At 68.4% G+C, this 11,376-nt stretch carries 10 protein-coding genes; 4 read left to right on the top strand and 6 right to left on the bottom strand.

Annotated elements, in window-relative coordinates; translation table 11 throughout:
* Window positions 1-6 precede the first annotated feature (6 nt).
* Genes CMO28_RS11420 through CMO28_RS11405 form a run of 4 tightly spaced genes read left to right on the top strand, consistent with a single transcriptional unit; the run spans window position 7 to window position 5,139 of the window.
* Window positions 7-1,260, top strand: coding sequence for a sarcosine oxidase subunit beta family protein (locus tag CMO28_RS11420; RefSeq protein WP_296713522.1), 1,254 nt, complete (start codon window positions 7-9; stop codon window positions 1,258-1,260).
* A 10-nt stretch (window positions 1,261-1,270) separates the two neighbouring features.
* Window positions 1,271-1,570, top strand: coding sequence for a sarcosine oxidase subunit delta (locus CMO28_RS11415; protein ID WP_062766300.1), 300 nt, complete (start codon window positions 1,271-1,273; stop codon window positions 1,568-1,570).
* Window positions 1,567-4,569, top strand: coding sequence for a sarcosine oxidase subunit alpha (locus CMO28_RS11410; protein WP_296713519.1), 3,003 nt, complete (start codon window positions 1,567-1,569; stop codon window positions 4,567-4,569). Before CMO28_RS11415 ends, CMO28_RS11410 begins: the two co-directional genes overlap by 4 nt.
* A gap of 18 nt (window positions 4,570-4,587) precedes the next feature.
* A complete protein-coding gene (locus CMO28_RS11405; protein ID WP_296713518.1) occupies window positions 4,588-5,139 on the top strand; it encodes a sarcosine oxidase subunit gamma in 552 nt (183 codons plus the stop codon).
* A 465-nt stretch (window positions 5,140-5,604) separates the two neighbouring features.
* On the opposite strand, the gene CMO28_RS11400 is transcribed toward CMO28_RS11405, so the two are convergent.
* From CMO28_RS11400 to CMO28_RS11375, 6 genes are all read right to left on the bottom strand, one after another.
* Window positions 5,605-6,057 (bottom strand): host attachment protein, encoded by a 453-nt coding sequence (locus tag CMO28_RS11400; protein ID WP_296713516.1) that lies wholly within the window; start codon window positions 6,055-6,057, stop codon window positions 5,605-5,607.
* A 105-nt stretch (window positions 6,058-6,162) separates the two neighbouring features.
* Window positions 6,163-6,816 carry a 3-isopropylmalate dehydratase small subunit gene (leuD, locus tag CMO28_RS11395; protein WP_296713514.1) on the bottom strand — a complete coding sequence of 218 codons (654 nt, stop codon included), beginning with the start codon at window positions 6,814-6,816 and terminating at the stop codon, window positions 6,163-6,165.
* Between the two features lie 4 nt (window positions 6,817-6,820).
* The gene (leuC, locus tag CMO28_RS11390) at window positions 6,821-8,215 is read right to left on the bottom strand and encodes a 3-isopropylmalate dehydratase large subunit (RefSeq protein WP_296713513.1); all 1,395 of its coding nucleotides are present in this window, start codon (window positions 8,213-8,215) and stop codon (window positions 6,821-6,823) included.
* Window positions 8,212-9,450 carry a CaiB/BaiF CoA transferase family protein gene (locus CMO28_RS11385; protein ID WP_296713512.1) on the bottom strand — a complete coding sequence of 413 codons (1,239 nt, stop codon included), beginning with the start codon at window positions 9,448-9,450 and terminating at the stop codon, window positions 8,212-8,214. Before CMO28_RS11385 ends, leuC begins: the two co-directional genes overlap by 4 nt.
* Before the next feature lie 65 nt (window positions 9,451-9,515).
* On the bottom strand, window positions 9,516-10,703 hold the full coding sequence (locus CMO28_RS11380; RefSeq protein ID WP_296713511.1) for an acyl-CoA dehydrogenase: 1,188 nt from the start codon (window positions 10,701-10,703) through the stop codon (window positions 9,516-9,518).
* A gap of 47 nt (window positions 10,704-10,750) precedes the next feature.
* The gene (locus tag CMO28_RS11375) at window positions 10,751-11,374 is read right to left on the bottom strand and encodes a cysteine hydrolase family protein (RefSeq protein WP_296713509.1); all 624 of its coding nucleotides are present in this window, start codon (window positions 11,372-11,374) and stop codon (window positions 10,751-10,753) included.
* Between the last annotated feature and the right edge of the window lie 2 nt (window positions 11,375-11,376).

Raw genomic sequence — 11,376 nt, 5'->3', positions numbered from 1 at the left:
GCCGCCATGACCCGTTTTTCCGCCATGTCGCTGTTGAAGAATGCCCTGACCGGCCACAAGGGCTGGACGGCACAATGGCCCGAAAGTGCGCCCAAACCGGAATACGACGTGGTGATCGTCGGCGCCGGTGGCCATGGGCTGGGGGCCGCCTATTACCTGGCGAAAGAGCACGGCATCACCAATGTCGCGGTCATCGACAAGGGATGGCTGGGCGGCGGCAATACCGGGCGCAACACCACGATCATCCGGTCGAATTATCTCTATGACGAAAGTGCCCGGCTTTATGATCACGCCGTCGATCTCTGGGACGGGCTGTCGCAGGAGCTGAACTACAACGTCATGTATTCCAAGCGCGGCGTGCTGATGCTGGCGCATACCGTGCACGATATCCAGAGTTTCAAGCGCCACATCCACGCCAATCGCCTGAACGGCGTCGACAACCGCTGGCTGACGCCCGAAGAGGCCAAAGCGTATTGCCCGCCGCTCGACATCTCCCCCCGCGCCCGCTATCCGGTGGTGGGCGCCGCCCTGCAGGAACGCGCCGGCACCGCCCGCCATGATGCGGTCGCCTGGGGCTATGCCCGTGCGGCGGCCGCGCGCGGCGTCGACATCATCCAGAACTGCCCGGTGACCGAAATCCGCCGCGGCCCCGATGGCCGGGTGACAGGGGTCGAAACCGCGAAGGGCTTCATCCGCGCAAAGAAGGTGGCCGTCTCCGCCGCCGGCAATACCAGCGTGGTGATGCAGAGCGCCGGCGTCCGGCTGCCGCTGGAAAGCTACCCGTTGCAGGCGCTGGTGTCGGAGCCGGTGAAGCCGATCTTCCCCTGCGTTGTGATGTCGAACACGGTGCATGCCTATATCAGCCAGTCGGACAAGGGCGAGCTGGTGATCGGGTCGGGCACCGACCAGTATACCAGCTATTCCCAGCGCGGCGGCCTGCCGCTGATCGAACACACCGTGGCCGCGATCTGCGAGATCTTCCCGATCTTCAACCGCATGCGCATGCTGCGCAAATGGGGCGGCATCGTCGACGTGACCCCCGACCGCTCGGCAATTCTGGGCAAAACGCCGGTGCCGGGGCTTTATGTCAATTGCGGCTGGGGCACCGGCGGCTTCAAGGCGACGCCCGGCGCCGCCCATACGCTGGCCTGGACGGTGGCGAAAGACGAGCCGCACCCGATCAACGCCCCCTTCACGCTGGAGCGGTTCACCACCGGCCGTCTGATCGACGAAGCCGCGGCCGCCGCCGTCGCGCATTGAGGATCACGCCATGCTTCTGATCCACTGCCCTTATTGCGGCGAAACCCTGCCCGAGCTGGAATTCGTCTATGCGGGCGAGGCCCATATCGCCCGGCCCGACCCCGCCACGGCGACCGACGAGGACTGGCGCGACTTTCTGTTCATCCGCAACAACATCCGCGGCGCCCATTTCGAACGCTGGCGCCATGTCCATGGCTGCGGCCGGTTCTTCAATGCCGTGCGCGACACGGTGAGCGACCGCTTCCTGACGACCTATCGGGTCGGCGATCCCCGCCCCGATCTCGCGGCCCTGAAGGAGCGCGCAGAATGAGCCCCGCCGGTTTTCGCGTTCCGGGCCGCGGCCGGGTCGATCACGGCCGGCCGGTCACCTTCACCTTCGACGGCAGGCGCTATCAGGGGTTTGCCGGCGACACCGTCGCCTCGGCCCTGCTGGCCCATGGCGAGCATCTGATCGGCCGGTCGTTCAAATATCACCGCCCGCGGGGCGTGCTGACCGCCGGATCGGAAGAGCCGAACGCCCTGGTCGGCACCCGCCGCGGCCCCGGCCGCGCCGAGCCCAACACCCGCGCGACCGTCCGGGAGATCCATGACGGGCTGGCGGTCACCAGCCAGAACCGCTATCCCAACCTGAAGCTGGATCTGGGAGCGATCAACGACAGCCTGCACATGCTGCTGCCGGCCGGCTTCTACTACAAGACCTTCATGTGGCCGAAGAGCTTCTGGGACCGGTTCTACGAGCCCTTCATCCGGGCGGCGGCGGGCCTCGGCGTCTCCCCCACCGAACCCGACCCGGACGGCTATGCCTCGCGCTATCTGCATACCGACCTGCTGGTGGTGGGCGCCGGCCCCGCCGGGCTGGCGGCGGCATTGACGGCGGCCCGGGCCGGGCTGCGGGTCACCCTGGTCGACGAGACCGCCGAGGCCGGCGGCAGCCTGCTCAGCGAGCCGCAGGCGGTGATCGACGGCCGCCCGGCCTGGGACTGGCTGGCGGCGGCCCTGGCGGAGCTGTCCGGCCTGGGCGTGCGGATCCTGACCCGCACCACCGCGATCGGCTATTACCATCAGAACATGGTCGGGCTCTGCCAGCGGCTGACCGATCACCTGGACGCCCCGGCCGCAGGCCAGCCGCGCGAACGGCTGTGGCGGGTGCGGGCGGGCCAGGTGGTGCTGGCCCAGGGGGCCATCGAAAAGCCGCTGGTCTTCAACGGCAACGACCGGCCAGGGGTGATGCTGGCCGGTGCGGCCCAGACCTATCTGAACCGCTATGGCGTGCGGGTGGGCAGCTGCGCGGTCGTCGTCACCAGCCATGACAGTGCCTGGCACGCGGCCTTCGATCTGGCCGACGCCGGCACCCGGATCGCGGCAATCGTCGATACCAGAAGCCAGGCCCCCGCGGCGCTCAAGGCGGCCGCAGAGGCGCGCGGCATCACGGTTCTGGCCAGCCACACCGTCACCGATACCCGGGGCCGGCTCAGGATCCGCGCGGTGCAGGTCAACCCGGTGACCAATGGCCGGGTGGGGGCGGCGGTCAGGATCGACTGCGACTGCCTTCTGATGTCGGGCGGCTGGACGCCGTCGCTGCATCTGTTCTCGCACACCAAAGGCAGCCTTGTCTGGGATGCGGCCGCAGAGACCTTTCTGCCCGGCACCCGCACCGAGGCCTGCCAGATCGCCGGCGCGGCCCGCGGGCTCTGGGGCATCGCCGCGGCGCTGGATGACGGCGCCGCGATGGGGGCTGCCGCCGTTCGCGAGCTGGGCGGAGATCCCGCTGCAGCCGGCCGCCACACCGTCACCGGCGACCGGCCGGGGACGGGGGAGAGCGTGACCGAGCTTCCGACCGACCGCGAGCCTGCGAGGGTGCGCGCCTTCGTCGACTATCAGAACGACGTCACCGCCAAGGATCTGCGGCTGGCGGTGCGCGAGGGCATGCGCTCGATCGAGCATGTCAAGCGCTACACCACCAACGGCATGGCCACCGATCAGGGTAAGCTGTCGAACATCAACGGCCTCAACATCGCCGCCGATGCGCTGGGCCGCAGCCAGCCGGAGGTGGGGCTGACCACCTTCCGCCCGCCCTATACCCCCACCACCTTCGGCGCGCTGGCCGGCTATCATCGCGGCGAGCATTTCGACGTCACCCGCAAGACGCCGATCGACGGCTGGGCCGTCGACAATGGCGCGGTGTTCGAACCGGTCGGGCTGTGGCGCCGGGCGCGCTATTTCCCGAAACCGGGCGAGGACATGGAGGCGGCGGTCGCCCGCGAATGCCGTGCCCCCCGGGCGAGCCTCGGCATCTTCGATGCCTCCACGCTCGGCAAGATCGAGGTGGTGGGCCCCGATGCGGTCGAGTTCATGAACCGCATGTATACCAACCCCTGGAGCAAACTCGCCCCGGGCCGCACGCGCTATGGTCTGCTGCTGGGCGATGACGGCTTCATCCGCGACGACGGCGTCATCGGACGGCTGACCACCGACCGCTTCCACGTCACCACCACCACCGGCGGTGCCGCCCGCGTGCTCAACATGATGGAGGACTATCTCCAGACGGAATGGCCCGACCTCAAGGTCTGGCTGACCTCCACCACCGAGCAGTGGGCGACCATCGTCCTCAACGGCCCCAATGCCCGCAATCTGCTCAGCCCCTTCGTCGAGGGGCTGAACATCTCGGATGCCGCCTTCCCGCATATGTCGATCGCCGAATGCCGCGTCGGCGGCTTCCCGGCCCGTCTGTTCCGGGTGAGCTTCACCGGCGAACTCGGCTTCGAGGTCAACGTCCCGGCCCGCCATGGCCGGGCGTTGTGGGACATGCTGTGGGCGGCCGGCCAGCGCTACGACATCTGTGCCTATGGGACAGAGACCATGCATGTGCTGCGGGCCGAAAAGGGTTACATCATCGTCGGCCAGGACACCGACGGGACCGTCACCCCTTTCGATGCCGGGCTCGGATGGGCGGTCGGGCAGAAAAAGCCGGATTTCGTCGGCAAGCGTGGCCTGCAGCGCCCGGATCTGGCGGCCCCCGGCCGCCGGCAACTGGTCGGGCTGCTGACCCGCGATGGACGGACCCGGCTGGAGGAAGGCGCGCAGCTCGTGCTCGACCCGGCCCAGCCGATCCCGATGAAGATGGTCGGTCACGTCACCTCGTCCTATCAGAGCGTCGCCCTCGGCCGGCCGATCGCGCTGGCCCTGCTGGAGGGCGGCCATGACCGGATGGGCGAGACGGTCTGGATCCCCATGCCCGACCGGGTGATCGAGGCCGAGGTGACCGGCACCGTCTTCTACGACCCCGCCGGCGACCGGCTGAAGCTCTGACAGGGAGAGGCTGAGACCATGACTTCCGATCCGACCGTCGAACCCGGCCCGCTCGCCCGCAGCAGCGCGGTCACGGTCACCCTCCTCGCCCCGGTCGCACGCTTCTCGCTTCGGGCGCGCACCGGCGATCTGCCGACGCTCTCAGGCGCACTGGGGCTCGATCTGCCGCAGAAGATCGGCGATCGTGCCGCGGCGGGGGCTATAGAGGCCCTGTGCCTCGGCCCCGATGAATGGCACATCCTGGCGCCCGAGGCCGATGCCGGACGTCTTGCTGCGGCAGCGGCTGCCGTCTATGACGCGGCCCCGCACAGCCTGACCGACATCTCGGACCGCGAGGTCACGGTGATGGTCGAAGGGCCGGCGGCCGCAGAGCTGCTGACCATCGGCTGCCCGCGCGACATCGACCGGATCGCCCCCGGCCGTGGCTGCCGGACGGTGATGGACGGGGTGACGGTGCTCCTCTGGCGCGACGCCCCGGAGCGCTTCCGGCTGGATATCTGGCGCTCCTTCGCCCCGCATGTCATCGCCCTGCTGCGGACCGGCTGTGTCGAGCTGGCCGCAGGTTCGTAATACGAACACATATGCGCGAACATTCGTCCATCATACGATCAATCGCCCATGTGCGACATATAATAGAGCACCAGCAGTCTCCAGCCCATCTTCAGGTATCTCCTGAATTTCCGGAACATCCAGTCGGTGAACGACAGCCGACGCCGCGGCGCCCGTCTGGCGGGCGCCCGGCGGCGCGGTGAGGATTTGCGGCGGCGCGATGTTCGCTTCTTGTTCCGTAATCTGAACATGAGGACAGGCCAGGGGCGGCATCTCGCAAAGATCGATCGAGAGCCGGCCCCGGATATCAGCTGGGGGGAACGGGAGGGGACATGCCGCGGCGTGACGCCGCCGCTGCGTGTGCACCATAACGGAAACACGCGTCTTCATTGAAGCACTATTACGTGCCGATGTGTTGCAGCCGGCAATGAAACGGCCCGGCCAGCGCAGCGCTGGCCGGGCCGGGTCGGCGTCGAAAGGCGGGGATCACCCCAGGCGGGCGGTCACGATCTCCAGGATCTCGGGCACCGGCCGGTTGACCAGTTCCTTGTCGATCTCGGCGACCACCTCGCCATGCAGTCCTTCGGGCAGATGGGCGCGCAGATCGGCGAGCATGCGCGGCGGCGCCACCAGCACCAGCCGGCCGATCTCTCCGGCGGCATGAAGGGCGGAGGCCTTCTCGGCGACCGCACGGCCGAAGGCATGTTCCAACGCGTCATGGGCGCTCGGATGCTCGATCGCGCTGCGCGGGCCGATGCGGTTCTGCAAACTACCCGGTGCCCGGACGGCTCGATCGGACACCGTCTCTTCGCCCGGTGCCGTCATCTCCAGAAAAACGACCGGGTCGGATGCCTCCGGATCGTCCGACGGACGCAGGAACAGCGCCTTGCGACCATCGGCGACCAGGATGGTGGTATGCGGGTGCAGGGTCTGGGACATCGGAGCCTCCCCTCCATGCCGGCGTCGGGCGTGATGACGGCGCCCGATCCACTCCGGATCATGATCGAGGATGCACCCGCCAACCCCATAGAACCTTGATCTGCCTCAAGTCTCGCGCGACGTCGGCACCACCCAGGGTTCACGCCTGACCCGATTCTCCGCATATAGGGCGATCTCCTCCGCCAGCGACAGGGTCAGCCCGATCTCGTCCAGACCGCGGACCAGCAGGTCTTTGCGGAAGGGGTCGACCTCGAAGCCGAAGACCTCGGCCCTGCCCGCCCCCATCGGCAGGGTGACGGTCTGTTCGGGCAGATCGACCGAGATGGTGGCGCCGGGGCTTGCGGCCAGAGCGGCCAGCAGCCGGGCGACCACCGCCTCGTCCAGCGCCACCGGCAGCATGCCGTTCTTCAGCGCATTGGCGCGGAAGATGTCGCCGAAGCCGGGCGCGATCACCACCCGGAAACCGGCATCGACCAGGGCATAGACGGCGCCTTCGCGCGACGAGCCGCCGCCGAAATTGCGCCGGGCGACCAGGATGCCGGCGCCGGCATATGCCGGTCGGTTGAGCACGAAATCCGGGTCAGGCCGGCCCTCGGCATCATGGGCCAGATCGTGCAGCAGATAGGGGTGATAGCCATCGCCGCGCGGCCGGCGCATGAAGCGGGCCGGCAGCAGCTGATCGGTATCGACATTGGCGAGCGGCAGCGGTGCTGCGATCGCGGTCAGCCGGGTCAGCGGGCGGAGCGTCGCCTGGGCCATGGGATCAGCCCTCCGCCAGCCGGCGGATATCGGCCAGCCGGCCGGTCACACCAGCCGCTGCGGCCATGGCCGGGCTCATCAGATGGGTGCGCGCCCCCGGCCCCTGGCGGCCGCGGAAATTGCGATTGGTGGTCGATGCCACCCGCTCGCCCGGCGCCGCCAGATCTCCGTTCATGCCCACACACATCGAACAGCCGCTCTCCACCCAATCGGCCCCGGCCTCGACGAAGATCCGGGCCAGGCCTTCCGCTTCGGCCTGGCGCTTGACCCGGGTGGACCCGGGGGAGACCAGCATCGGCACCGTCAGCCGCCGCCCTTTCAGCAGGGCCGCCGCCGCGCGCAGATCCTCGATCCGGCCATTGGTGCAGGATCCGATGAACACCCGGTCGACCGGCAGGCCTTCCAGCTTCTGCCCCGGCACCAGCCCCATATAGTCGAGCGTCGCCGGATCGGCATCGCCGGGCACATGGCCGTCGATCGCCACCGCCTCTTCGGGTGCGGTGCCCCAGGTGACGACGGGTGCGACGGCGCTGCCGTCGATCACGATCTCGCGGTCGAAGACGGCCTCGTCATCGCTGCGCAGCGCCGACCAATGCGCCACCGCCCGATCGAACAGCGCCCCCGCCGGGGCGGCAGGCCGGCCCTTCAGCCAGGCGAAGGTGGTCTCGTCGGGGGCGATCATCCCGGCACGGGCACCGGCCTCGATCGACATGTTGCACACCGTCATCCGCGCTTCCATGCCCAGCGCCCGGATCGCCGGCCCGGCATATTCGATCACATGGCCGGTGGCGCCATCGGTGCCGATCACCGAAATCAGGTGCAGGATCAGATCCTTGGCCGAAACGCCGGCGCCCAGCCGGCCATCCACCCGCACCCGGAAAGTCTTCGGCCGGCGCTGCCACAGCGTCTGGGTCGCCAGCACATGGGCGACTTCCGAGGCGCCGATGCCGAAGGCCAGCGCCCCGAAGGCGCCATGGGTGGAGGTATGGCTGTCGCCGCAGACGATGGTCAGCCCCGGCAGGGTCAGCCCCTGTTCCGGCCCCACCACATGGACGATGCCTTGTTCCTCGTCGCCCAGATCGAACAGCCGCACCGCATTGGCCGCCGTGTTGTCGCGCAACAGCCGGATCACCCGGCCGACATCGGGGTCCGCCGGCTCGGCATCGCGGTTGCGGGTCGGCACGTAATGATCGGCAACCCCGAAAGTCAGATCCGGCCGCGCCACCCGCCGGCCCATGTCCGCCAGCTTGCCATAGGCGTGAAAGCTGCCCTCATGGGTGAAATGGCGGTCGATCCACAGCAGGCGCTGGCCGGCCGGATGGGCATGCACGACATGCGCGTCCCAGATCCGGTCGAACACCGTGCGCGGCGCCCCCGAAACGGTCGCGGGCAGGGTCATCCGATGACACCTCTTTTGCGAAGATCGGCAAGGGCGGCCGCATCCAGCCCCAGCAGCCGGCCCAGCGTCTCGTCGGTATCGGCACCGAGACGGGGTGCGGCGCGGGCGTAATCGACCGGCGTCGCCGACAGATTGAGCGGATTGGCCACCGTCGGCACCGATCCCAGCGCCGGATGGGCGATCTGCCGCGCCAGGCCCCGGGCCTGCACCTGCGGATCGGCAAACACCCGGTCGAGCGTGTTGATCGGGCCACAGGGCACGGCCTTGCTTTCCAGCGCCGCAATCCAGTCGTCGGTGGTGCGGGTGGCGACCGCCCCCGCCACCAGCGGCACCAGGGCGGCACGGTTGGCGACGCGCTGGGCGTTGGTCGCGAACCGCGGATCCGTCCCCCAGTCCGGATGGCCGGCCTCGGCGGCAAAGCGGCGGAACTGTTCGTCATTGCCGATCGCCAGCACCAGATGGCCGTCCTGGGTCGCGAAGGCCTGATAGGGCACGATATTGGGATGGGCATTGCCCATCCGCCCCGGCGCCTTGCCCGAAACCAGATAATTCATCGCCTGATTGGCGAGCGTCGCGACCGAGACGTCGAGCAGGGCCAGATCGATATATTGCCCCGCCCCCGTCCGCTCGCGATGGGCCAGCGCCGCCAGAACGCCGATGGTCGCATAAAGCCCGGTCATCACGTCGACCAGGGCCACACCCACCTTGACCGGCCCGCCACCCGGCACCTCGTCGGGCTCTCCGGTCACCGACATCAGCCCGCCCATGGCCTGGATCATGAAGTCATATCCGGCGCGCGGCGCATAAGGTCCGGTCTGGCCGAAACCGGTGATCGAGCAATAGATCAGCCGCGGATTGAGCGCCCTGAGGGTCTCCTGGTCGAGCCCGTATTTCTTCAGACCGCCGACCTTGAAATTCTCGATCACCACATCGGATTCGGCGGCCAGACGCCGGATCAGCGCCGCCCCCTCCGCGGTGCCCATATCGATCGCGACCGAGGATTTGTTGCGATTGGTGGTCAGAAAATAGGCCGCCTCCCGCGCCGAACCGTCGGCCGCCTCGGCATAGGGCGGCCCCCAGCCGCGGGTGTCGTCGCCCGCACCCGGCCGTTCGATCTTCAGCACCTCCGCCCCCAGATCGCCCAGGATCTGGCTGGCCCAGGGGCCGGCGAGGACGCGGCTGAGATCGAGCACGCGGATATGGGAGAGGGCACCTTCGGCTCGGGCGGTCGCCATAGGGTCAGGACTCCGTGGGTCAGTAGCGGGCGGTCAGTGGCGTAAGGCGTCGCCGGCAGACCGGATCAGCCGAAGGCGGCGATGCCGGTCTGGGCGCGGCCCAGGATCAGCGCATGGACGTCGTGGGTGCCTTCATAGGTATTCACGGCCTCCAGATTGCACATGTGACGGATCACATGATACTCGTCGGCGATGCCGTTGCCGCCATGCATGTCGCGGGCGACCCGGGCAATCTCCAGCGCCTTGCCGCAATTGTTGCGCTTCAGCAGGCTGATCGCCTCGGGCGCCGCGGTGCCGCGATCCTTCAGCCGGCCCAGCTGCAGCGCCGCGGTCAGGCCGAGCGCAATTTCCGTCTGCATATCGGCCAGCTTCTTCTGGATCAGCTGGGTGGCGGCCAGCGGCCGGCCGAACATGATCCGGTCCATGGTGTACTGACGCGCGGCATGCCAGCAGAATTCCGCAGCACCCATCGCCCCCCAGGCGATGCCGTAGCGGGCATTGTTCAGACACGAGAACGGGCCGGTCAGGCCGCGGACCTCGGGGAAGGCGTTCTCTTCGGGCACGAAGACCTGATCCATGGCGATCTGGCCGGTGATCGAGGCGCGCAGCGAGAACTTGCCCTCGATCTTGGGCGCGGTCAGCCCCGTCATGCCCTTTTCCAGCACGAAACCGCGGATCGAGCCGTGATCATCCTTGGCCCAGACCACGAAAACGTCGGCGATCGGCGCATTGGTGATCCAGGTCTTGGTGCCCGAAATCTCGTAGCCGCCATCGACCTTGCGGGCGCGGGTGCGCATCGACGAGGGGTCGGAGCCGGCATCGGGCTCGGTCAGGCCGAAGCAGCCGACCAGTTCGCCGGTCGCCAGGCGCGGCAGGTATTTGCGGCGCTGCTCTTCGGTGCCGAAGGCGTAGATCGGATACATCACCAGCGAGGACTGCACGCTCATCGCCGAGCGATAGCCGCTGTCGACCCGCTCCACCTCGCGCGCCACCAGGCCGTAAGCCACGTAAGACAGGCCCGCGCAGCCATACTCCTCGGGCAGGGTGCAGCCCAGCAGGCCCAGCGCGCCCATTTCGGTCATGATCTCGCGATGGAAGATCTCGTGACGATTGGCCTCCAGCACCCGGGTCTGGAGCTTCTCCTGCGCATAGTCATGCGCGGTGTCGCGGATCATCCGCTCCTCTTCCGACAGCTCGCCGGCAAGGTTCAGCGGATCTTCCCACTGGAAGGCGGGGCGGGTTTCACGGGCCATGGGGTGTTGTCCTCGGGTCGGGGAAGGCAGGTCGGGAAAGGCTTGGCTCATACTGCAGCACGGATGCGGGTTTCGGCCTCGGCGCAGCTCATCACCGGCCCGATGGACGAGAGCACGGTGATGGTGGCGTCGTGCAGATCCGGCTTCATCGCCGCACAGCCGTCGGAGAGTACCAGTGTGGGCAGGCCACGGACATGGGCCTCGCGCACCGTGCTCGCCACGCCGCCATTGGTGACGATGCCGCAGGCGATCAGCCGGTCGATGCCGGCACGCGCCAGCACGAAATCCAGCCGCGACTGATAGAAGGCGCTGTAGGCGACCTTCTCGACGGTGAAATCGGCCGGCTGCAGCTCGTCGACCAGGGCATGGCCCCAGCCGCCGGGCAGAAAATCGCCCCGGCGCAGAAAGGGGCGGATCTGGCGCAGATGATCGGCGATCATCGGCTCGCCGCCCCGCCCGGGCACCAGGGTGAACTGGGTGGAGATGACGAAGCCGCCGGCCGCGCGCAGGGCATCGGCCACCGGCTTCACCCGCGCCGGCAGGGCGGCGATTTCGGGCGATCCGGCGCCGCCGCGGGCATAGGCGCCGTCGGGATGCAGAAAGTCGTTCTGCAGGTCGACGATCAGCAGGGCGGTGCGGGCGGGCTGGAAGTCGGCGAAGAAATCGGCCATGG

The organism is Tistrella sp. (assembly GCF_002684955.1).
Lineage (GTDB): Bacteria > Pseudomonadota > Alphaproteobacteria > Tistrellales > Tistrellaceae > Tistrella > Tistrella mobilis.
The sequence above is the reverse complement of the archived record's forward strand: the minus strand, read 5'-3'. Positions and strand labels throughout refer to the sequence as shown.